At 52.2% G+C, this 25,353-nt stretch carries 13 protein-coding genes; 1 reads left to right on the top strand and 12 read right to left on the bottom strand.

Going from position 1 to position 25,353, the window contains the following annotated elements:
- Window positions 1–33: 33 nt before the first annotated feature.
- From IPF95_03865 to IPF95_03810, 12 genes are all read right to left on the bottom strand, one after another.
- A complete protein-coding gene (locus IPF95_03865) occupies window positions 34–411 on the bottom strand; it encodes a hypothetical protein (GenBank protein MBK6473831.1) in 378 nt (125 codons plus the stop codon).
- Window positions 412–486: 75 nt separating this feature from the next.
- Entirely contained in the window at window positions 487–747 is a 261-nt protein-coding gene (locus IPF95_03860) for a hypothetical protein (GenBank protein ID MBK6473830.1), read from the bottom strand.
- Between the two features lie 193 nt (window positions 748–940).
- Window positions 941–3,328, bottom strand: a complete 2,388-nt coding sequence (locus tag IPF95_03855) for a tetratricopeptide repeat protein (protein MBK6473829.1) — start codon at window positions 3,326–3,328, stop codon at window positions 941–943.
- A complete protein-coding gene (locus IPF95_03850) occupies window positions 3,325–4,482 on the bottom strand; it encodes a histidine kinase (GenBank protein MBK6473828.1) in 1,158 nt (385 codons plus the stop codon). The genes IPF95_03855 and IPF95_03850 overlap by 4 nt, the downstream gene beginning before the upstream one ends.
- Entirely contained in the window at window positions 4,446–5,288 is an 843-nt protein-coding gene (locus IPF95_03845; protein ID MBK6473827.1) for a tetratricopeptide repeat protein, read from the bottom strand. Before IPF95_03845 ends, IPF95_03850 begins: the two co-directional genes overlap by 37 nt.
- Window positions 5,289–5,454: 166 nt before the next feature.
- Window positions 5,455–8,709 carry a gliding motility-associated C-terminal domain-containing protein gene (locus IPF95_03840; GenBank protein MBK6473826.1) on the bottom strand — a complete coding sequence of 1,085 codons (3,255 nt, stop codon included), beginning with the start codon at window positions 8,707–8,709 and terminating at the stop codon, window positions 5,455–5,457.
- Between the two features lie 410 nt (window positions 8,710–9,119).
- Window positions 9,120–13,361, bottom strand: a complete 4,242-nt coding sequence (locus tag IPF95_03835; protein MBK6473825.1) for a T9SS type A sorting domain-containing protein — start codon at window positions 13,359–13,361, stop codon at window positions 9,120–9,122.
- A gap of 238 nt (window positions 13,362–13,599) precedes the next feature.
- A complete protein-coding gene (locus tag IPF95_03830; protein ID MBK6473824.1) occupies window positions 13,600–13,860 on the bottom strand; it encodes a hypothetical protein in 261 nt (86 codons plus the stop codon).
- Window positions 13,861–15,922: 2,062 nt separating this feature from the next.
- The gene (locus IPF95_03825; GenBank protein MBK6473823.1) at window positions 15,923–18,280 is read right to left on the bottom strand and encodes a histidine kinase; all 2,358 of its coding nucleotides are present in this window, start codon (window positions 18,278–18,280) and stop codon (window positions 15,923–15,925) included.
- Window positions 18,281–18,540: 260 nt separating this feature from the next.
- Window positions 18,541–21,300, bottom strand: a complete 2,760-nt coding sequence (locus IPF95_03820; protein MBK6473822.1) for a T9SS type A sorting domain-containing protein — start codon at window positions 21,298–21,300, stop codon at window positions 18,541–18,543.
- A gap of 6 nt (window positions 21,301–21,306) precedes the next feature.
- A complete protein-coding gene (locus IPF95_03815) occupies window positions 21,307–22,353 on the bottom strand; it encodes a hypothetical protein (protein MBK6473821.1) in 1,047 nt (348 codons plus the stop codon).
- 127 nt (window positions 22,354–22,480) lie between these two features.
- Window positions 22,481–22,753 (bottom strand): hypothetical protein, encoded by a 273-nt coding sequence (locus IPF95_03810; protein ID MBK6473820.1) that lies wholly within the window; start codon window positions 22,751–22,753, stop codon window positions 22,481–22,483.
- Between the two features lie 236 nt (window positions 22,754–22,989).
- Between IPF95_03810 and IPF95_03805 the strand changes: the two genes are divergently transcribed.
- The gene (locus IPF95_03805) at window positions 22,990–25,296 is read left to right on the top strand and encodes a TonB-dependent receptor (protein ID MBK6473819.1); all 2,307 of its coding nucleotides are present in this window, start codon (window positions 22,990–22,992) and stop codon (window positions 25,294–25,296) included.
- Window positions 25,297–25,353 lie beyond the last annotated feature (57 nt).

The following is a 25,353-nucleotide window of genomic DNA, read 5'->3' as shown; positions in this document are numbered from 1 at the left end:
GAGACATGATAGGTCTGCTTGGTACACTGGCCTTCAACTAAACGTATGCGTATGGAACCTCCGCAAACCATCCGAACACGAAAGGATCCCGTTGGCCCAAGCCTCACTTCCTTGCGTGAATGTCCTTGCTGGATGACCAAGTGTGGCTGGGATATCGCAAATGGAGCCACCTCCACGGTACCAAACAGGACCACTGTTGCCTTGCTTGAAGGCCACAGTGCGTAGCATGCACCAGCCACCGATAGCAGCAGGATGAAAAGATGGATAAGTATATCGCTCGCCATGATAGGACCAAAGAGAAGGGCTGAACGAGGCTGGAAAAAGGACGGATGAGCCGATGGCGGAAATGGGTGCGTGGATGGTGTTCCCATCCCCGTGTCGAAGCACGGGAAGACAAATCTGGAATGACATGGTGATGGTGGGAGAGATGGGAACAAGAACGCCCGTGGTTCTTCCACGGGCGCCTTGCACTAAGACATATCTGGTTCACGCCGCTCTTAGCGTACGGGCGTTGTAACTATTTACGGAAGATGCACTCCAAACCATGCCGAGCGGGATGGTCAGGAGAAGTCCGAGCCCACCTGTGAATAGGATGATTGGAATGGAAATTAGGAACATGATCACACCACCGGAGACCGTGGCGTAAAGCATGCCCAACGGGCCGAAGAGAAAGGAAAGTAGGAGAGCAATTCCCGTGCTCTTTTGTTTGATCAAGATCGTTCGTTGAACTGTGCTCGCAGTGTTCATGGTAGTTTGGGTTTCGTTACGAGGCGGCACAATGCCGCTCCGTTGAGACCAAAATTCTGAAAGCATTCATGGTTTGAAATGCGTTATTGAGCGGATGGGGGCTATGGATGAGCGGATGGCGGGAAATGTTTGTTAGGTCCCGAAATACCTAACCAAAATTTTTGGAAGGGTATTGCATACCTATAGCGAATGATCAACCGACCATCAATGGGACTGTTACCTCCACGGTTGTCCCTACTGCAACATCCCGATATCGGAAACCCGCAACTGATCCTTTCAGGCCGCCAAGCATGTCCAAACGGTCACGCGTGATCTGCGTGCCCATTGATTGATGAGGTTTATTCGATGATAGTTCTTGCTTAGCTAAAGATGGACGACCAACACCATCATCCGATACGACCATGGACAAATTCCCATCGCTTTTGCTGATCGTCAAGCGGATGTGCCCATTGCTCTCTTTGCGCGATATTCCATGCCAAATTGCATTCTCCACAAATGGCTGGATCACAAGCGGTGGAACCAGCGTGGAAGCCTGATCGATAGCTGGGTCCACCTCAATAGTGTAGTCGAATTTTCCCTGCATACGCGATCGTTCAAGATCCATATACAAGCGAAGGCACTCCAGATCTTGCTCCAAGGGGACCTCGGCGTGTTGACTGTTCTCCAACACCAAGCGCATGAGCCGGGAAAACTTGGTAAGAAAACCAGATGCAAGATCTTTGTCATTCTCTAACACATATCCATTGATGCTATTCAACGCGTTGAAAATGAAGTGGGGGTTCATCTGGGTACGAAGGATCTGTGTTTGTATACGGGCGGAGTCTCGCTCGTACCGTTCTTTTCTGCGCTTGCGGTCGAAACGATAAACCAAACCTATGCTGCCAATGAACAATGCTCCTCCAAGCCCAAAACCCAAGGACTTGTTCCTCGCCTGTTCCGCTTCCAAAGTGGCCAATTGCCTATCGCCTTCCAGTTCTGTGAGGTGAGCCACATGTTCGAGGCTGTCCGTTAGTTGTTTCTTCTCAAATGCATAGCGCAATTGAAGTCCGACTGTTTTCTTGGCATTCTCGGTATTCAGTACACTGTCCTTCATTTGCTGGTGCAATTCCAGGATCTCCATAGCCCTTTTCCAATTACCTCGATTTGCGAGCACGTTGTGAAGCACTTCGGTGGCTTGAACGATGCCTAGTGGATAGCCGACCTCTCGTGCGATCCGTACCGCGTGTTCAGCTTCCAATTCGGCGTGCTCTAGCTTGTTCTGTTTAAAAAAAATGTTGGCTATACTACTACGGGTCGAGGACTCGCTGTGCTGGTCTTGCGCGGATCGGTCGAGCGCCAAGCCTTGTTGATAGTATGACATGGCGCTATCCAAAGAACCGACATCCTCATGAAAATGCCCTATCTTGTATAAGGCCGTCGCTAATGATCCAGGATCATCGATCGCTCGGCTGATCTTCAAACTTTCTAGGAGATGTTGCTTGGCTAGGTCACGCTCTCCATTGCTCTTGAACGCATCACCAATATGGCCATGTACAAGTGCCTCGCCAGAACGATCACCTGACTCTGTGTAAAGCGCCAGACTCGAATTGAATTCTTCCAGTGCCATTGCTGATTCATCTTGTTGTCTGAGGATGGTCCCGATGTTCATATGCAAGTTCGCCTGTGCAATTTTGTCGGATAGCGCGAGGTTGATGTCCAAAGCACGATGATAATAGGTAAGTGCCTCCTCTAAAATACCTTGACTTGAATAAATGCTTCCAATGTTATTCAAGCAGGTGGCCAAACCCTCATCTTTTCCGAGCTTCTCGTAAACCACCTCGCATTGATGCAGCCACTCCAAGGCTTCTACAGGCCTGCCGCGTTCTGTATAATACATCCCGATATTTAGTAGGCCATTGGCGATCCCACGTTGGTCTTGAAGCTCCTGGAATATGGCCAAACTCTGTTGCAAATAGATCAGGGAACTGTCCGGCAACCCTCGTTCACCATAGTAGTTGCCGATGTTGTTTAGCGCGGTCCCTTCGTTCTTTTTGTCATTTGAAGTGCGATAAACGCCCAGAGCCGTGAATAAGCAGCGTCTCTGCTCCTGATGGTTCCCCATAACGCCGTATACCTGACTTTGATTGTTCAGGGCGTCAGCTGTGCGTTCATGGTTGCCATTCGTTTCATAGACGTCTTCCGCTGAACGGAACATTGTAAGTGCGCTATCCAACGAACCGAACATGAAATAGGAAACACCCATATTATTGATCGCCGTTCCACGAAGCCCGTTGAGCGTTCGCCTCACGGAGCTTTTTAACTTCCCATTAGCCAATGCCCTATCCGTTTGGCGAAGTGCATCCTTGCACAACACAAGGTTAGCGGCCGGGTCAGTTAAGTATATGTGTTCGCTCAAAGCGATCATGGCACTTATGCGGGTCGTGTCATTTTTTGCTTCGGCAATGACCCTATTGATCGAATCGACCACGTGGTTTAATTGAGCGCATACGCGGTGCGTACTGATAATGAACAGCACGCATACCAACGCAATGGGCCACCGACTTAGCCAGTTGCTAATATCATATTTCGTACAGGGCCTCATGCTGCTATCCGCCATGGCAGAAGGACCTCGACCTTATGACCTACTGTGAGAGGAGTCCAACGCAGTGTCGCTGGTCTTCGCTCCGTTTGTTGGTACAATTCAAGTCGTGCCTTTGTGATAGAAACGCCGTGGTCAGACCCCGTTTCAGTCATCACAGTCGTGCCTGAACCAGTTTGTTCGCCATTGTCCTGCACGGTCATCAGTAGTGCATCGTCCACTTTGCTGACGGTTATGCTGATGCTCCCATTCACTTGCTGTGCAAGATCCTTCCAGATGGCCTCTTCGGCAAAAGGCTGTAGTAACATCGGTGGGACCAAGACCTCTTCTTGATCAGTATTTGGATCTACAATAATGGTATAGCTGAATCGGTTCTGGGTCCTTGTCCTTTCCAATTCGAGATAGTCTCGGAGAACATCCAAGTCGCGCTGCAAGCTCACTTCATCTAGGCGTGCATTCTCCAAAACGGCACGCATCAGCCGTGCGAAGCGCGTTAGGAAGGAAGATGCCAAGTCACTTTCATTCGCTTGCACGAATTCGTTGATACTTTCGAGTGCGCTATGGATGAAATGAGGATTTACTTGTGCGCGGAAAGCTTGGGTTTGGAGCACTGCGGTCTTGCGCACATGTTGATCTTTCCGTCGCCTACGGTCGATCAAATATGCAGTGCAGGCACAGATGACGAGTAACAAAGCTCCTCCCGCGATCAAACGAGTGGTGTTCTTCTCTTTGATTGCTTTGAGTTGCGAGGTCCTCTGTTCATAACTCTTTTGAGTGGTTTCTATTGCTTGAGCAACGCTATCTTTTATCTGAATCCGTTGCTGGGTATCGGTCACTCGTAATCTTGTCATGCGCCCTACATTAGCAAGGTCAAGGATACTATCACTCAAGTGCTGCGCTGCTTTACGTACGCCATACGCTTGTTCCCAAAAGCCTGTTGTAGCATACGCGTTGCCTAATGTATTTAGTGCACGTTGGGTATCTTTCGGGAAGCCCAAATTTTGGAAGTGTTTGACAGCATCCTCGCCATAACGGATTGATTTTTTGTACCACCCTCGTACTAAGGCCTGTGCTGACATAGTACGGAGGGAATTTGCAATTCCACGTTCATCACCTAACGCTAGACGGCGCGCAAGACTTTTTCCATATGTCTCCATCCTTCTGCATGTTTGCCAACCATGCAAAGCGCCTCACCCAAGTAGTATTCACCTTCGGAAATATCCCTTGGATAGTCTAGTTCCTTGCGGATCGCAAGTGACTTTCTATGGCCATCAACCGCATCAGTCCAATTGCCCATTGAACCAGCAATGAAGGCTAAATTCTGAATTGATTCGGCCAGGGCCTTTTTGTTTCCGATCTCAATATTGATACTCTGCTGACGCTGATATGCGTTCAGTGCATCTGAATAGTCTCCCATCTCCTTATATATGTATCCCAAATTGCTCAAAGACGCCGTCTGACCTTCCTTGTCATCAATCGCTTCGCGGATTGCTAATGCACGCAAATGAAACCGAAGTGCTTGTTCACTGTCTCCAAGCTTGTTGTACATATACCCTAGATTATTCAAAGAGTTGGCGAGTCCATAAGGGTCGTCCAGGTCTTCTCGAATCCGCAATGCTTCGTGATAATACTTAAGTGTGCTGTCAACATATGCGGTCGTGCTGTAAACGAATCCTATATTGCTGATAGAATTTGCGATACCTGCTTCATCTTTAAGTTCTGAATAAGCACGAAGGCTTGCTCTGTAAAGTATTATCGATGAATCTTTTTGCCCGTTATTATTTACCAGATACCCTAACCAACCATATGCTTCCGCTTTGCCTTGGGTATAATCTAGATCCTCGGATAATATTCTGGCCGCGACACAATATTCTGTGGTGAGTTCAGGATGCGGCCAACGGGAAAAGCGTGCGAGTTGCAACAACGTCGAAACACGAGCAGTATCCTGCCCTGTCTGGTCCAATATCCGAGTCAATGAATCAAGTTCGGGGGTCTGCGCTAAGACGCAGAACGGTAAAAAGGCGATTAGTATGGAGGCGAAGCATCTCATATGTACCACGACTATGCACACTACAGCCGAGTGTGCAGCCATCTATAGTACGCATCGCGATAAATGTAGGAACGATATGTCACCGCAGCACCGTCACATGCCCCCTCAACTTCCTTCGCCCAACGAAGCTTTGCGCACGTAACCCCACCTGCCATACATACACACCATCTTTCACTGGCAGACTTCCCATTGTACCGTCCCATGCTTCGTGTTCATCGTCCGTCTCGAAGATCATCTCGCCCCAGCGGTCCCAGATGGTAAGGTTGTATTCCTGCACGGTGAAGCCGTCCAGCACGGGCAGAAACACGTCATTGATGCCATCGCCATCCGGGGTGAAGGCGTTCGGCACGTTGATGATCACGTCCGGGTCGATGATCACCGTTGCGTAAGCGGTGTCCACGCAATCAAACTCGTTGGTGACGATCTGTTGCACCTCGTACGTGCCAAATGTGGCATAGACGTAGGAGGGGTCCGGGTCATGCGAAAAGCCTATCCCATCAACAAAATGATAGGTCCAATGCTCGACATCTTCAGAAGAGGAATCATGGAACTGGATCTCCGTGCGATAGATATCCGTATGCGCTGGATCGGCGGCAAAACATGCTATGGGCAAGGGATGCACGGTGATCTGTTCCGCGTTGGACAAGGTGTCCGAACAGCCGTTCGCGGTGGTAACCACCAAGGCGACATCGTAAATTCCGCTATCCGCGAATGCCAATTCAATGCTTTGCCCGGTGCCCCATAGGGCATCATTGATGTACCAAGCCCACGCCGTGTTGTTGTAGGGTTGCGGGACCTGACTGGCATCGCTGAACATAGCTGTGCCCTCCGCGCAGAATTCCTCCTGGGACAAGTTGTAATCCACCTGCGGTAACGGAAAGATCTCAATAAGGGTGTCGATCACCGCGATGCAGCCTTGGTCGCTTACGTTGTGCAGAACGATCGGATGAAAGAAGGGAGGCGAGGCGGAGAATATATGCGCGATCGATGTGCCCGAGTAGGGGATCAAGCCCGTCTCCAATTCCCACCAGGTGTTATCAATGCTTCCCTGCGGAATGGTGGACGTGCTGGTGATCGCCGTGCTTTCCCCGAAGCAGTTCGGCGCGAAGACCAAGCTGTTCACTGGTGCGGGGTTGATGGTGATCGTGCGGGTGGTGGTGTCGCGGCAACCCCAAAGGGAGGTCACGATCAACCGGTCCGTGAAGGAGCCGCCCCATAGGTTCCAAGGGTGTTGCGGATGCTGCACCGTGGACGTGCCGCCATCGCCGAAAAGCCAGTTCCATTGATCGATCACGTCCACACCGTTGTTCCATGCGATCGTGGAAAGGTCTGTATAGGAAACCGTGTCGTACTGGCATGCGTCTGGGACGGTGAAGTCCGCGTGCGGAACGGGATGCACCACGGTGGTGTCGCCGTACGAGGCGGAACAACCCCGGTCGGAGGTGGCGGTGAGCGTTATTGCAACGAGCTGTTCCATACCGTACAGGAAGGGCGGCACCTCCCCATCGACATGATCGGGTTGACCGGTGATCTCCCAAAACCAAACATCGATCGCTCCGCAGGCGATGGTGCTAGTGTTCACGATCTCAAGAGAGTCGTAGGAGCATACCTCCTCCACCGTGAAGCCCGGATCGGGCAAAGGATGCACATACAGGATGGTATCGGTCACGCTGGTACAATTATCCGCATTGGTGTACGTGTAACGCAGCGGCACTTCCGGGCAGTCCAGGAAGAGAGAACAAACCGCCGGGTCGAATACGGTTACGGACTCCCAGCCGCTGCCGCAGTCCACCTCAAAGCTGCCTCCGGGATGGCTGATCAGCGGTGCCAATAGAATGGGAGAGGCGTTGCGGCAGATGTGGTAGAGATTGGTGTCCGGGGACCAAGTGACCAGCGTGGTATCATTGACCGTGAAAGGGATATGAATGGAATCCGTACATCCATACGAATTGGTGTAATGATAGGTGATGATGTGCGGGTTGAGCATGCTTGTCAAGCCATCCGCCGCAGGGTTTGGCGCAGATGCGCTCCAATTCGGTTCAGGGGGTAAGGAACTCCACGACGAACTACCAAGAAGAGGGATGGGTGCTACAATAGGGTAAGCTTGTTGGCCCTCATTCGAGCAGAACGGGCCGTAGGGCTGGGCTTGTAGCACTACCGGATGGGTGATCACGTCCAGCTCCCCTTGTGCGCACCAGCCATCATCGGAAATGAACTGCACTACAACATGGTCACCGGTCGCAAGATGCTGGGTCAGCATCAGGTCCTGCGAGCATAGTTCCGTTGCATTAGGATCGGGGGATGCCGCAATGCCATTGATATACCAATGGTAAATGCCGACGGAACAAGATGGATTTTCTACATTCACACATACATTATCACTGCATGGATCACCTTCTTGGGTTAACTCCAACCCCAGGACTTGAGCAGACTCGTTCAGGATCAGGTTGTCGATGAAAAAATAGGGATTCCCGTCTGCGGGTGGGCAAGCCGGGGCCATTCCACAGGCACCACCCAAAAGAATGGCCGCATAATTAGCATTGGGATCAAGCGTAATATTCAATGTCTCCCATTCCCCATCAGGATAATAATCTATGGACCCTATCATGTCGAAATTGGCTGGAGGACAGCCATAACCGGCAAATGGGATGTTTGCGCAAGCAGTGGTCCCATATATGGCAATGGTATAGGGGCCGCAATTATTTGGGCCTGCAACATCACTGGCGCTTCCGTTTACCAGTGATGCAAGCAGCAATGAAGCAATGCTCAAGCGCATTACATACTGGCATCCTCCGCTTAAGGTCTCTGTCAAACAGGCACCTGCATATTCATAGTACCCTGGAGATGCAATGAGCCCCAGTACCGAATTCCCATCCGGAATAAGCATAGGAATGTAACCCGGATAGTAAGGCCCCGGAGTATAATAATCCACGGTACCATCGGATGATTGGCCCCAGTAATCCAGATAGTCCAATGCATGGTAAATATCTGTACTGACCTGCGTCGGTGCTCCTGTATTCTGCTCGAACGATGGGTTCGGGATGAATGATAATGGAGTGCTCTCACACGGTGGCTGCCCCCAAGCTGCCCCGAACACGACCAGGAGCATAGCGCAGGCAGCGGTCCTTGCCATCGTTCGCATACGCCATAGCGACCGTGCGCATATACGCTTGCGCGAGGCGTGGCCTGCATGCGTTCGGGTAGTGCCTTCGATCCTATGCTCGTTCCCGGCCATACCCACCCCCAAGGCCATGCAGCCCACAAGAAAACGCCATGTGTGGTTCGAAAAACGAAAGGAGGTTTCTTTGCTCCACATGGCGGTACCGGAGTTCATTTGCGGGGTTTCCACTCCTATACAAGTTGAATGATGCGGACCCTAAGCCCGGCGAACTCCTTCCGAAGTGTTTTCATTTCGTCGCGTAGCAATTGATCCTCTCGCATGCCGAGGCAACCTTGCGCAATCGGGGTGGTAATTGTTTGCGCTATAACAAGATGTGGCAGAATAATTACGGATAGGACCAATCCCAATGGTGCGATCAAATCACAGAATTTTTCCATTATTGAATGAGGTCGTACCGCCTTCTTACTAAGGAACATAATGGGGCAAATTAGAAAATTGAACTGAATTATCAGTGGCCGGGTTGGAGGAGGTCTTCCTTTTTTTGGAGGCTTTGGCGGATCCAAAGCCCGCCCGAGATAGTTCCCGGACGGGCTTCGTTGCCGTCGATATGGTCAGTCGTTCCGCTATCGGCGAACAACCAAGGGTAAACACACAACCTCACGCTCCGTTTCGATCCGCACGTGATACATTCCCGATGCGAGATCACCCAGGTCAATCTGCATGGTGCTGGTCCCGACTATCATGTGTTGTTGAAGAACCTTACCCAATGCATCCAATACCAATATGCGGCCAATAGTCGGCAACCCATCCATCGTGATCGTGAATTGACCATTGTTCGGGTTGGGGAAGATCGCCATCCTTTGGCCAGTTGTTCCACGTGCTGCAATATCGGTAACGATAACCTGAAAGCATTGCTCGATACCTATGCAACCGTCTCCACCGTAAGCTGTTGCGCAAACAGAATACACCCCTGTCTCTGACGGCATCAAAAGCGCTTCGCCATCGGTATGGTCCGGATCGTCGTCCCAGCTCCAGGCGGCCGGGAAGCTCCAAACGATGGAATCCGCATCGATCAATACCGGCAACGCGGTGAAGATGTAGGTGCCGGGGATGGTCTCGGTATCCGGTGCTAGGATCGGATCCAACTGAAGGTCCATCACGTTCACCTCCAACTGGGCCGTCGCACTTTCGCATGGTCCCGCACCTGTTGCGGTGTAGGTATACGTGCCCTCTTGGCTTATTCCAGGCATGAAGAGGCCAGAAGTGACCCCGAATTGATCCGACCAAACCCCACCTTGTTGAGGGGTTCCTTGCAAGTACACGAATAGGTTGATAGGCGCGCTAGTTGCACAGACCTCGACCGATCCACCGATACCGGCATTCGGGGCTGCATCCACCACGATGGTGGTGCTGTCGCTGCTGGTACAAGCGCCCTCGGTTACGGTGTAGGTCAATGTCCACGTCCCCGATCCTGCTATTGCTGGGTCGAATTGGTCGTCACTAACACCTACGCCGGTCCATGTGCCACCTACCGGACTCCCAGACAATGTGATCGGCGAGTCGTTGCTGCAAAGGGGGGCATGGGTGCCGATGATGATGACAGGTGGGGCCAGCACGGTAACGAGGAGGGTATCGATGCCGGGGCAACTCGTTGGGAAAGAACTGGAGAGCTCTCCGGTGATCGCATATATGCCAGGCTCTTTTTGGTAAGGGCTGAAATACCCTGTAGTAGTAGATCCTGGACTGCTCGTTATCACCGAGTCGGCTCCGGTAATGGACCAGTAAACATTACCCCCGCCCATCCATGTCCACGAAAGCATAAATTCATCGTTGCTGCACAGTGCAGTGTCGGGGCCCATTGGCAGTGGGTTCAGGCAAGCGGCCAAGTAGAGGTAACCATACGCGACCTCTGTGCAATCACCGTTCGGAGCATGGTAGGTGTATGTGGCATTTCCGCTGATGGGCCGGACCGCGCAGGATTGGTCCACCCACCCGTCAGGCTGGGCAAGCCCCCCCCAGGTCCCTCCCGCGGGTTGTGCGGCGAATACGACCGGCTCCAAGTTGCAGCCACCTGGCTGGCCGGAGATTATCTGGGTGCTGGGAGCTCCAATGGCCACGATCGTGGCCTGAATGGCCATTGGGCATGGGTCCGCAATAGAATAGGTGAGGGTGAACGAGCCTGACATTGGCGGAGTGAACATATTGTCCTCCACTCCGGGTCCGCTCCATGTGCCGCCCGAAGGTGTTGCGTGATCCAGCAGATACGGAGCACCAGATGTGCATAAAGTGTCGAAGGGAGTGAGGGTAATGCCGGTGGTGAGGATCTCGCCCACGCAGTTGCAGGAAAGGTCCCAGGTGTCGTTCACGGTACAGGTGTTGCCATCATCGCAGGGTGTGCCGGGCAGCGCGGTGCCACCGGGGGTGCCTGCGCAGTCATCATTACCCCCCAAGAGCCGCGCGATGCGGTTGCGCCCCGTACCGTTATAGGAAGTGAAGGTCCCTCCGATCAGCGTCCGGCCATCGGGCTGTTGGGCAATGATATTAATATTTCCTTCCGCTCCGGTACCGGGGTCGAAGCTGTGGTCTATGCTTCCATTGGTGTTCAGCCGCGCAATGGCGTTGCGGGGAGTGCCATCATAGCTAGAGAACTGTCCTCCGATAAGGATCTTCCCGTCGACTTCTTGGATCGCAACAGTAGATACACGGTCATTCAACCCCATTCCGGGGTCGAAGCCTATGTCCAAGTTGCCATCCACATTCAAGCGTGCTATGCCGCTGCGGGGCGTTCCATCGTATTCGGCAAACCCACCTACGATCAGGGTCTTGCCAGCCAGTTCCGGGCCTGCATCTGGGGGGTAGATGGCGATGGCATGGACCGTAGGGTCGAAACCGCCGTCTGCTCCCGATCCGGGTTCGAAACTGTTGTCCAGACTGCCGTCCGCGTTCAGGCGGGCGATGTTGTTGCGGGCTGTGCCATCGTACTCGGTGAATCTGCCTCCGATCAGGATCTTGCCGGCCAGTTCCGGACCTGCATCCTGTGGATAAATGGCAACGGTCCGTACTTCCGCGTCTCCCCAATCGATCGTCGTTCCCGTACCAGGGTCGAATCCGCTGTCCAGACTCCCGTCCGCGTTCAAACGGGCTATGTGGTTACGCGGTGTGCCGTCGTATTCGGTGAATGCGCCGCCGATCAAGACCTTGCCAGCCAGCCCCGCTCCTGCATCCGGGGGGTATAGTGCTATGGCCTGAAGATCGCCGTTCTGCCCATCATTTACCGCTCCGGTGCCGGGGTCGAAGTTCAGGTCCAAGCTGCCATCGGTATTCAGCCGGGCGATGCCTTTGCGTGCGCTACCATCGAGGTTGCTGAAGTACCCAGCGATAAGGACCTTATCCGCCAACGCAGCACCTGCATCAGCAGGATATACCGCGATGGCGCGGACAGCAAGCCCATAGGAATCGAAAACGCCATCGCCCTGCAAATCTTGGTCGGAAAAGCTTGGATCCAGTGTACCATCTGCGTTTAGTTGGGCGAGGCACTTGCGGCGTGTGCCGTTGTAGCGGGTGATGCTCCCTCCGACCAATACCTTGCCATCCGCCCGCGGCACAATAGCCTCCACGCTGCCGTCCGCTCCTGTTCCTGGATTAAAGCTAAGGTCTATCTTGAAGGAGGTGTCCAGGCGCGCGATACTTCCGGCAGTGACCCCATCCACGTAGCGGAAGTTCCCTCCGATGAGCACCCGGCCATCGGGTTGAAGGGCGATCGCTCGGACCCAAGTGGACAGGCCGGCGAACACATCCACATTAGCATCCTCACTGCCATCGGGGTTTAGCCGACGGACGATGGCCCCGCTCTGTATACTACCGACCAGAATCTTTCCATCGGATTGCAGGGCCAGGGACTCAATGCCGAATCCAGTAGATGTGAAGCTTGGATCCACGCTGCCATCCGTATTCAAGCGGGCCAAGTTGGTGCCTCCTCCGGCCAGCACCTTGCCATCGGGTTGAAGCACAATTGAAGAGACGCCAAATTCCATTTCTTCACCGGGGTCGAAACCGGTATCCAAGCTGCCGTCGTCATTCAGCCGGGCGATATAGTTGCTTACCGTACCATTGTACTCGGTGAACCCGCCCCCGATCAGGACTTTTCCAGCCAGTCCCGGGCCAGCGTCCGGGGGATAAAGGGCCATGGCACGCACAATGCTTCCACCGCCATTATTAGCCACACCGGTGCCGGGGTCGAAGTTCAGGTCCAAGCTGCCGTCCACATTCAGCCGGGCGATACCGTTGCGGGGCGTTCCATCGTACGCGTTGAATCCTCCCCCGATAAGGATCCTACCATCGGGCTGTAGAGTGACGGCCTTAACGGCCCCATTCGCTCCAGCGCCGGGGTCGAATACGGTATCCAAGCTGCCGTCCGCGTTCAGCCGGGCGATGCCGTTGCGGGGGGTGCCATCATATTCGGTGAGTTCTCCTCCGACCAAGATCTTGCCAGCCAGCTCCGGGCCAGCATTTGGTGGGTATATGGCGATGGCTTGGATCGAATAGAAGCCGCCACTTGCTCCGGCCCCGGGGTCGAAGCTGGTATCCACGTGGCCGTTCGTATCCAAGCGGGCGATGCCGTTGCGGGCTGTGTCGTTGTACGAGGTGAAGTTCCCTGCGATCAAGATCCGGCCATCGGGTTGGACGGCAATGGCCTCCACGCCGTTATCAGTTCCTGAGCTATACCCGAAGCCCACATCTGTGGGGTTGAAGGTCGGGTCGTTGGCGCCCGCCTGTGCAGTGGCGGCACCGGAGACCAGTATAAAGGAAAGTACCGTGAGGATCCCCAGCAGGGAATGCAAGAAGGGAGATTTTGCGTTTGTCATTTGGTCATGGAGTTGGAAGAGGAAGATCAGTGTGGATTTTGTTTGGTATGGTGATATGATCAGGGAGAAAAAACGGTCACCATGAAAACATCGGTTTAGATTCTTATGCTTTTAGGAACTACCGTTGGATCAGCAACCGTTGCTGCCCCCGTGTATCATGAGATCGCCAAGTTAGGGTGTAGGACCCGACCGCCACTTGAGAAAGGGTGCCATTGCCGCCAACTTCCGGAGTTCTTGTTCACGCGGCTCTTAGCGTACGGGCGTTGTAGCTATTTACAGAAGATGCACTCCAGACCATGCCGAGCGGGATGGTCAGAAGAAGCCCAAGTCCACCCGTGAATAGCACGATCGGAATGGAAATCAGGAACATGATCACACCACCGGAGACCGTGGCGTAAAGCATGCCCAACGGGCCGAAGAGGAAGGAAAGTAGGAGAGCAATTCCCGTGCTCTTTTGTTTGATCAAGATCGTTCGTTGAACTGTGCTCGCAGTGGTCATTGTAGTTTGGGTTTCGTTACGAGGTGGCACAATGCCGCTTCGTTGAGACCAAAATTCCGAAAGCATTCATGGTTTGAAAAGCGTTATTGAGCGGATGGGCCACTTCATTGAGTGGCCGGTGATCATGGGTGTTTTCCACGAGGTGACTTCGGACAACCAGTGCCGTTAAAACCCGTAATTAAGAGTTTCTAGAAACAGGACCTGCTGCGAGCTATCATAGTTCACGCGTAGGTCCACAGCGTTCAAACAATACACCTCACGGTATAAAGCTTAAACTCATCGAAGGTAATAACGTCACACTGGAATCATTGAGCGGATAGTCCGCGCAGGATAGTACTTCTCCGGAAATACGGCGAGACTGTTGATAACCCCAATATAAGTTGGAGGTTGAGTCATTTGGATGAGAAATATAGGTACGCAGGGTATCTATAAAAGGCAAATCAATGGCATTTTGGCCTAAGTCATCAGCAAAGCGAATAGTGTACCCGATCACCAATGAACTTGAATCGGGGACTATATCGTTTGTGGCAGAAATAGCAATCCATTCGTCACTTGGCAACGAGAGCTGACATTTCAAACCGAAATAATTTACATAGCATCTCGTTCGCGGTCCGTAATTGTGTTGAGATGTGGGATAAATACCTACGACCGGATTTCCTTCTTCGGGCGCAGTAAGGCATCCACAAGGTCCGATAGCGGTCCAGTCTTTTCGAGTCATTCTAGCATTTAAATAGATTGTTTGAGCAGAATTTGGAAGCGTCTGGCTAGTGTAAGGCAAATAGTACGTTGAGTCATTTTGAGGTCCATAGGTGATAGCGCAGCAACAACCGTTATCCTCATTTGCCTCGGGGTCGTAGTTATCGCTTGTGACATCCGTACAACCCATTCGGGGTTTACGACATGCGCTAGCTAGGGTCATTATCAAGAAGAAAAGTAGAATTGATCGCATAGTAATAGTTGATTAGATCACTTTATGTGGGAACGTCCTAAAACAATAGAGACGCATCCGGTTAAATAGGTACGACGAGGGAGGCCACTAAACTTATTATCAATTTTCCCACGATCATCATAGTATGTGTCCTCTCGAGTGGTCACATCAATACCTAACGTGAAATCCACTCGGCCACTATACGTCCAACCGAGCTGGAGACATCCATGCCAATACCACTTAGTATAGTCTACGACATTGTGTTCCATATCGTTTTCCGTAAGCAGTTCATTCACCGGCCAATTTTCCGGCATCGTACGTATAATTCGCTTGTGCCAGCCCACCTCGGGTCCCATGTTCAACCCAAAGTGAAAGCCACTTCGATCTACTCGTTCACGCCAGAACATTCGCCGTATTCCGTACCGCATTGAAGCAATTTTCGGTTCGAGATCTTTTCTTCGCGTATAACATCGAATGCCTATGCTGAAGTTCCCTGTTTTCAACAACGGCAAGTCTAAGCTTTGGTTCGAAGAGTAAGAGCCTGGAAAGTACGCGTAGTCTGCAACGGCCTCGAAATCGCACTTCGCCCCGAATGGGATCAATACACTCGCCCGCACGCCATATTTCGGTCGGTACCCTCGGAGGTACTCGATGGACATCTTCCCTAGACTGTACAACTCCCCTTGATCAAACCCATAACCGCACAATCCTCCAATACCAAACCGAGCACCCAATTTAGCGCTCGTAACAGCTTGCCCAGACTGGTTTGCAGAGGTGTCGGGCTCTGGCGATTGCGCATGAATACTCATTCCGCCGTTCAGGAGTAGAACCACAACAAGTAGCCCACGATTGAACTGCCGAAGGAGCGGCCCCCATTGCCTATCAGCATTGGCCGGGTTAGGCCTACGACTTAGGATCTGCGGTTTCATTTTACCATTCTAGTTTGCAGCTTAATGACAAGAGGCTTAGCGTGCATTTGATCTATCAACCGGTTACCTAATTTGTTAGCACGCAATCTAACAAAACCATTCATTTGGTATTCCTTGAAGTATGAATTGCGTGATAGGTCATTTTCCATTAACGGATTGATACGCATGAGGATAATAGGGAACAGAGAGTACATTTTCATGTGAGTTAGATAGCATCCCATGGCAACACCAGTAGAACGCGTGTGCCGATAGCTACAGGTACAAAGGTGAAAGATGCCGGTGCTCCACACTGTGCGGCCCACAAGTCAAGTCGTTCCTTGGTAATGGATGTGCCCAAGGAAGTGTGACCGTTCTTTTTATAGTTCGTGATCTGGCGTCCAACACCGTCATCATCGACCGTAACATGAAGTGCACCGTCAACTTTGGCCACGGAGATCCGGAGGTGTCCCGGTCCTTCTTTCCCAGACAGACCATGCCAGACAGCGTTCTCAACAAAGGGTTGCAGAAGCATTGGCGGCAACGCAATGGTCTCCGGATCCACATCGGGTGCTACAACCGCCGAATAGGTGAACCGTCCTTTTAAGCGCATTTGTTCCATTTCCGCATATAAGCCAAGCACCTCAAGTTCGCGCTGTATCGTTACCTCGTTCATGCGGCTCATCTCGAGCACATGCCTCATCAGTTTACTGAACTTGGCGAGGTAGCCCGCAGCTGCTTCAGCTTCGTTCTCCAGAATATGTTCATGGATGCTTGATAGTGCATTGAATAGAAAGTGCGGGTTCATTTGTGCCCGGAGCGCTTTGATCTCCAGTTCGATCGAAATGCGTTCAGCCTTGGCTTGACGACGACGACGGTCGAACCGGTAATACACTATTCCAAGAACGATCACGACCAGTGCAGAAAGCATGATGATGACGGCAATATTCCGGTTCTTCGAGGCCATCACCCGTGCCTCCGTCCAATTGGTTTCCAGGGTGGCACGAACTTCCCTATGCGCTATGCTGTCCCGTTCGCGGGTCTTTGTGAAATTACGTTGCATAGCCGTAATGATCGAGTCCATCGCGTGGTCCCTCCTGGCGAGATAGGCCTCAATGCTAGTGGCGAGTTCTCCCATCTCTTGGGATTTCTGCAATTGGCCTAGAGAGGCATATACCCCACTCAAAAGAGAAGCTCCTTGCTGCTTTAGCTCGGCATCGTCCACTTCCGTAGCAAGATAAAGTCCTTTCTGTCCAAGCGGTGCAGCTTTGCTGTGTGAGCCGCTCTTCACCAGCTCTTCGGTCATTCCAAGGTATCCGCGTGCCTCTGTCCTTCTGTCACCCGTGGCATTAGCCAGTTCGATGCTGCGGCGATAAAGCTCGGTTGCACCGCCACACTCTTCGATCTTCCGGCACATATCACCCATCCCCGCCAAGGCGATGCCTTCCAGATCTCGGCTACCGATGGCTTGCGCCTTTTGTCTGGCACTGTCCAAAACAGCAAAGGCTGTTTCATACTCGCGCTGATCACCGCGTAATTTTCCAATGCGTAGGAGGGCGACGCACTCTCCGGAGTCAGATCGTAACGTGCCATAAAGTTCCTGGGAACGTTTGAAGGAGGTCATGGCCAACGACGGTTCGCGCATGAGTTCCCATGCCTCCCCCAGCTCAAATTGTTCACGTGCTTCCATAGCGCTACCATTCTTCCGGATAGGCATAACAAGCCGATCTCGGGTTCTCGCGATCACTGCCGTATCGATTCCTAGTTGAGCAAGGGGTGTTGTGGTAGGCAATAAAACAACCAAGGGTTCTTGGAAGATCGGCTCCGCACTGGCCACCTCCTCCATCTCTTTTAGCTCATTCGGGAGCCCAGCAAGATCTACTATGTCACTTGTGTCAAGTCTCTTGGAGTTAGTTTGCTCTGCTGCCTTTAGTATTGGTGCCGTCCTCTTTTGTTCAACAACCGGCAATGGTTCTGGGGTTTCGGTATTTTGAACAGGATCATCGCCTGATTCCAAATTCGATCCTGCCGGACGGAATCCTATGGATCCATACCGTACGTTGGATGCGGTACTTAATATTTTAGCGTACTTTATGGCAAAAGCGGTGCTTACATCGACGTCTCCGTTTTCCTTATGCAAAGCAACAATAGCTGCCATGGCATCCCTAGCTCCTGGATCAAAACCAATGGATCGGAACTCATCAAAAGCGCTTTGGTAGAATCCCATTGCGTACAGGTTGCCGCGTTCGTGGAGAAAATGGCCAATATTCAGATCGGCAGTGGCTTCGATTCTCTTGCACACTTTGTGTATCCTCGTTTGCCATGAACCAAAATTTCCGTTGTCTGCTATATAAGTTAGGCGCTGGCTCCTAGTACACAAAATATCTACGCTATCTGGCTCGGAGTTCCTATACAATACGGCCAAATAAAGCATTGCTTGAGCCTTGGTAGTGTCATGTGGTGCCGTTCGGATCAACGTGCGTAAGTCATTAGCGTTCGTTGGGTATTGTGCCATACCATTCAGAGCCATCGCAGTGAGAACTGACGTTAGCAGTATCTTTTTGAAGATGGTGATAAAGCGCTTCATCTTAGGCAATTCCATAATAGCGGAGCTCTGCGCACATGAGTTCGTAATGAACGCAGTTTGAAGGAAGCTACGTCTCTTTGAACACACACAAAAGCAGGCTCCATTGCTCGCTAATATGCGGCTTTTATTTCTGCCGTTGTAAACGGACATTCCCATCCTGCCATTCTTCACGTTACACATTTGTTGTTCTGATCTGGTTTGGGGATTTCAAAGACCGTCCAGGCCATTCCTGGACGGTCTTTGTGACATTCATTGTTGTTTTACCGCTGAACAACAACAGGTAAACTCATCACCTCTCGCTCAGTTTCGATCCGGACGTAATACACTCCTGAAGCGAGATCACCCAGGTCCATCTGCATAGTGCTGCTCCCGCCTATCATGTATTGTTGAAGCACCTCCTTGCCCAATGCGTCCAAGATCTTTATGTGGCAAGTAGTCGGGAAACCTTCCATCGTGATCGTGAATTGGCCGTTGTTCGGATTGGGGTAGATGGATACGCTACTGCTTTCGCGATCCAGCTGCGGAGCACCAACTGTTAGCTGCGTTTCAAAGCAGACCGCCGTGTCGCCCGCGCATCCGCCACCGTATGCACGTGCACAGATGGTGTAGAATCCCGCTGCATCCGGTGGATCCAGGTATGCCATTTCGTCCAACGGATCATTGTCTGTACCGGCCCAGTTCCATCCGGTTGGTATTGTCCAAACGATAGAATCCGCATCAGGGAGTTCTGGGGATGTTGTGAAGAGCAGTGTTCCCAGTTCGTCGACAGTAGCCGTTCCGTCGATCATGACGAGATCAAGGTCCATCACGTTCACGTTAACGGTGGCAGTGTTATTCAAACATGTGCCTGTACCAACGATAGTGTAACTATAATCACCTTCAAGAGCAATCGCAGGGTCGAAGAAACTCGAACCTAATTCACTCGGCCCAGTCCATGCGCCATCCGGGTCTGGAGTTCCGTTCAGAACAGTAAGAAGGTCGACAGGATCTGCTTCGGCACAAAGCACTAATGATGCATTTTCACCTGCATTGGGCGCATTCGTTTCGCTCACTGTTACCGTGGCCGATGCAGTTGGGCATGGCGCTGTACCCAGCACCGTGTAGGTGTATACACCAGGGTTCATCGTCGCTGGATCGTACATGTCGTTAGGTGCATTGGGCGTCCAAGATCCACCGGATTGTGGTACGCCTCCCAAGCTCTCGAAAAGGGAAACAGCGGCGGCATTGTCACATAATTCAAGGTTGCCATCACTTCCAGCATTGGGTAATGAATTCACCACAACAGAAACAGTGGCGCTGGCACTTGGGCATGGGCCACTACTGGAAACCAAGTACGTATAGGTGCCGGATTGCATATTAGTAGGGTCGAACATGCCGGATGTAGCGCTGGGTCCGCTCCAGTTGCCACCTGCTTGCGGGTTACCTCCCAAGACTACGAAAAGATCCGCAGGGTCTGAAGTTTGGCAAAGGGTAAGCGCGCTGCTGCTACCTGCATTTGGCGCGTCCGTTTCGCTTACGGTAACCGTTGCGGAGGCGTTTCCGCAAGGACTTATGCCATTCACCATATAGGTGTATACACCGGGGTCCATGGCACTAGGGTCATACGATCCGGTAGTGGGGCTCGGACCGCTCCAGTTTCCACCGACTTGTGGGTTTCCTGTTAATTGCGCGAACAACGATACGGGGTCACCATTGCTGCATGCAGATAAGGTCCCATTTGCACCTGCATTCGGTTCCTGATTCTCCACCACGGTCACTGTGGCGGTAGCGTTGGAGCATGCGCCCACACCAGCTACCAAATACGAATACACGCCGGGGTTCATCGTGGCAGGGTTGTATTCCCCGTTCGCTATTGGGCTGGGCCCACTCCACGTGCCACCCGCGCTGGGGTTGCCGCCGAGCTGTGCGAACAAACTTTGGGGCACCATGCCGGAACAGGTGCTAACGTTTCCGTTGGTACCGGCGTTTGATGGCTGCGAGACAGTGATCGCAGCAGAACGCTCCGGACCGTAAACTCCGCAACTGTTCACGGGTGTTACGGTGATGGTTGCGTTAGCCGTTAACGTAGTGGAGAAAGTCGAGCCGCTTCCTGTACTAGGAGAACCGCCAGGAACGGACCATTCGAAGTCAACTCCGGAAACTGAGTCGACCGAAAAGGTGGTAAGACTACCTGCACATGCAGCTATACCTTGCACAGGTGAAGGTTGCGCTGGCTCTTGCGAAATGTTCACAGGAAACGAAGCCGTGGCGCTGGTGCCGCATGCATTCGTTGAGAAAACCTGCACCGTACCCGCCGAACTGCCAATGGTAACAGTGATGGTATTGCCGGTACTTGTCACATAGCTCCATCCTGCGCCAGTGGGAACAGTCCAATTGTAAGCCCCTGGCAAAGCGATATTGGGGCCGGAAGGCGGTGTGGCGGTGAACGTTACGACCGCTCCTGGGCAAAAATTATTCGGCACAGGCGTGGCAGTTATGACCGGTTGACCAAGGGTTCCGGCCGTCTCCACATTAACAGTGCGGGACACCACCGAACTCCATTGCCCGTGGTTGTCTTTCAGTTGTAGTTTCAGCGTTTGGTTCCCGGTGGGGTAGCCACACAGGTCCAATGGGCTATTGGCATAGTTGATCTGTTGCTGCGGGGAGTCGAAGACCTTGGTCCGGACCAAGGGGTCGAGCTCGTTGGTCGGTGTGCCTACCCAGTAGCGAACTGCGACAATTTCCCAAGGACCAGTATGGAGCTTCTCGAATGTGCGTGTTACCACACTGCTCCATCGTACCGCACCATCAGAGGTATGGTCCTTCAAACGCAAATGAACGATGTGGGTGCCAACGGACAAGGTATCCGTATCCAGTGGTACGTTTATCAAGTTCACGGTTGTGGCAGGCGCTACTGCCACGAAAATCCGGTTCGTATGGTTCTGGTCGAACCAGTATTCATAGCCCCTAACGGAGGGCGATTGGGCATGGAGCGCCATGGCGATGACCATGGATACCAAAAATATGATGTTGCGTAGCATGGTTTCTTAGTTTTGTTGGGCAGCGCCTGAGAAAGTAACGTTGATCGTTCCCCCGTTGGTGGAGCCCAATGAGGGTTGTAGACTCACCCAATGGGGGTTAAAGGGGATGGCACCTTCCTTCCAAGGTGAGCCTAAGGGACCACCGTAGATGCCGACCTGTCCAGTGGAACCCATCGTTAAGCCTATACTGCCTTGGACGAGGTGATAGTCGTAGCTCTCGTCGTAGGTGGTGTATGAGCCGAGGTTGAAGAAAACATTGGTGAGCGTGCTCTGAAAGCCTACATTGCCTCCACCATCGATTGCGCCATTCCAGTTCATAGTATTTCCGCCGTTCATGGCGAAAAGATTATTAGAATAGGTCGAGGCACTATTGAGGCTAAAGCTGCCAGAACTTCGAGTGAAGATGTTGTTGCTGAATACCACACCTTGGTTGACACCATTATTGTTGGTCATATTTAGGATGATGCACTGGGTGATCTGCGCCGTAGCGATCGACCCAATGTTGATGCCTCCCGCAATGATGCTATTCTCCACGAGAAGACCTTGTGGTGCTGTGTAGCTACCATTTCCAATGCCGCTTCTGAAGATGCAGTGCTTGATATTAAGATTGGATGGTGGGACCTGTTGGTATCCAGCAAGTGTAAATCCTGCAAAGGCACAACGCATGAAGCTCACATTAGATACACCACCGGTGAATCGAACGACACGGTCAAAATTGATTCCATGGAAGCGGGTACCGCTGCCAGCGGATGCGATGACAATATCCTGATTGTAGGCATAAGGAATCACGGTAGGCAAGGTTACTGCGGTCCCAGCGTTAAGGACCCCGGCACCAATGAATGTCAGGGGTTTGTTCACGGTGATCCCAGTGCAATTGATGGGCCCACCCGGCAGTATTATGGTATCGTTCTCGCTCGCATTGATCACGATAGTGGCGAGATCATTCACGTTGTATGAGAAATAGGACGTTCCACCACTAAGCCTTGTGATCACCTGCGCAGTTGCACCCTGCAGAAGGAACAGCAAGAACAAGAGGGAAACAAGGAAGCGCATAGGTTGGGTTTGTTTCGGTTTCTGGACCAGAAGGGCCCTATTCGCGAAAGGAGACGTTGAATGGTTCATGGTTTTAGTTGGTTTTTAATGTTCGTTGTTGATGGAGTCGGTTTCGACGCAAGCCAATTCAATTGCCCTTGGTGCAAACACAGGTTCCTCCCAATAGTTGAGCGACATCTTCGCACCCTTGCCGTACCATGTCAAGTTGCGTTTTGTTGCCACATTGATCATCATAGGGTCGCGTTTCCGATTGACCGTTGCTATCGGTTACGTGGACCTCACACGTCAAGCATTTTTGGCATGCTGGCAGTGCGAACAGTAGCATGATCATGGCGGCCCAGTTCAAGGTGGAACGCTTGATCGAATGCGAGTTGTTGGGAGTACTTGTTGAATGGTTCATGGTGTTGAGGTTTTTGGAGATGATCTCGTTTCGATGGGTCCAAAATTCCTGTGATCATCTAGCTCTCGCCAGTCCGATCGCGTGGATGGCGGAAATGGGCGAGAGGATGGCGGGTTGCGGTAAATTGGAAGTTTTAGCGGTTAGGGATACCGCGTGGAACTTATGTCAACAGCAAAAAGAGGATACTTCACACAACACATTTCCGCTGAACGGCCTTGCACGTGTAAGTTCGTACCATGATCGCCCGGTACCTCCTTGTTTCAGCTTGTTGTTTTCTCGTTGTTCGTGGTGCTGCACAAACAACTGCAACCCTTTCGGGGAGTGTCGTCGATGCTACGACCAACACGCCTTTGTCCGGGGCCTACGTGGAAGTATTCGTTGCAGACTCAAGCATGGGATCTACCACGAATGCGAATGGCACATTCCGGATGACCGATCTGCCGACAGGGATACACCGTGTTCGCGCATCCTTTGTAGGGTATGCCCCAGCGGAGATCACGGAGGTGTGGGTGCGTGCGGGCAAGGAGGAAAGCGTGGAGCTATCCATGCAGCGCAGTGCGAATGAATTGGGCGAGGCGGAAGTTCGCGCTCTGGCACCACAACGCTTGGATGCGATCGGAACACATGTTCTCACGGTAGAAAAAAGTCTGCGTTACCCTGCCACCTTTTTCGACCCAGCACGATTGGCCATGAGTTTTGCGGGAGTTGCTTCCACGAATGATCAGGCCAACCATTTCAGTGTGCGTGGCAATGGACCAGCGGGCAATGCGTGGCTGTTGGAAGGAGCCGAGATCGTGAACCCGAACCACACTGGAAATGCGGGGACACAAAATGACCTGCCGACATTGAGTGGCGGTGGAACAACTATTCTGAGCGCACAGATGTTGGGTACATCCCGGCTCTTGCTGGGCGGTTTCTCTGCACCGTATGGAAATGCGTTGGGTGGTATCATGGACATGCATTTGCGCGCTGGCACCAAAGAGCGTCATGCGTTCACGGTGCAAGCCGGACTTATCGGTATCGACCTCAGTGCAGAAGGGCCGTTCAAGAAAGGCAAAGGCGCTACGTACTTGATCAATTACCGCTACTCGACACTTGGGTTGCTTGGGGCGATGGGCGTTGCGTTGGGCGATGAAAAGATCACCTTCCAGGACCTATCATTCAATGTTTCCATTCCGTTCAAGGACAAGGCACAGCTCACCTTCTTCGGCATGGGCGGCAACAGTAGCAACGTGTTCGACGCCAAGGATCCCACGGAATGGGAATTCGACAAGGACAGCCAGAACATAGACTACACATCGCAGGTGGGTGCGGCCGGAACCACCTTCCGGTTAGCATTGGGTAAGAACGCCGTTTGGAAGACCACCGCGGTGATCTCGGAGAACGATCAGGAACGGACGGAGACCGGACCTTTTTTTGCACGGCGTGGTTCTGTATATACCGTGCGCAATGCACTTAGTGAACAAAAATTATCGCTCGTCTCGTACGTGCGAGGCAGTATCGGATCACGAACGAATTACCAATTGGGCGGTAGTGCGATGCAACGCATTATGCGCAAGACGATCCTCATTGATGAAGTCATCGACGGATGGCTGATGCGACCCTATGGCGAAGTGGCGCATGATCTTACCGAACGCTTACGCGCTAGTGTTGGCTTGGCGTATTCGTACTACACACCGAATGGTTCAGAGGTGCTTGAACCGCGTGTCACCATGAGCTGGCGCACGCTCAAAGGCAGAACGTTGACCCTGAGTGCAGGTCAACGCGGACAACTGCCACGAACACAATTATTTCCTGCCACACAGTTCATCGGTCTCGATAATAGCTCCATTGGCATGACGCGTATACAGGAGATCGTGTTGGCTTATGATCATCCGTTCAAGCCGTATCTCGTGATGCACGGTGAAGTGTTTGTGCGGCAATTGGTGGATGTGCCGATCTCAAGTGGTTCCGGGTTCTTTGGAGTGATAGGAACAGGAAGTGGTAGTTTAGTGAACGGCTGGGACGATTATTATTTCATGCAATTATCGGATCGTGGCAAAGCGACGAATAATGGCGTGGAACTTAGTTTGGATCATAGCTTCCACAACAATTTCTTCTACCAAATAAATGGCACCGTATTGGATGCGACCTACACGGATGTGGAAGACCGAACGCTTAATAGCCGATGGAACACACGAGCCATTGGCAATGTGGTCATTGGTCGCGAGTTCGTTAAGGAGAAGGAGCGATTGAAACGCACATGGGGCATCAACATGCGTGCGAACCTAACCGGTGGTCAACGTTACACACCGATCACGGACCCTGCATCGCAACTCACGGATCCTTATAGCAGCCAGTACCCAACATTCTACAGATTGGATCTGCGCGTCTATCTGAAACGCGAGCGCAAAGCACACACCGGCATGTGGTCGTTGGATCTGTTGAACGCGACCAATGCGCAGAACGTATCGTACCAATATTTCGATGTACGCAAACGGGAAGTGGTGACCAAATACCAATTGGGACTTATTCCGAACGTGAGTTACCGCATCGAATTCTGATCGTCACGAACACCACTTCGCACCATGAAAAAAAGCCGTCTTCTTGTTCTTTGCTTT

It is taken from the genome of Flavobacteriales bacterium, assembly GCA_016704485.1.
In the GTDB taxonomy this organism is placed as follows: Bacteria; Bacteroidota; Bacteroidia; order Flavobacteriales_F; family PHOS-HE28; genus PHOS-HE28.
This window is presented reverse-complemented; position numbering and strand designations above follow the sequence as displayed.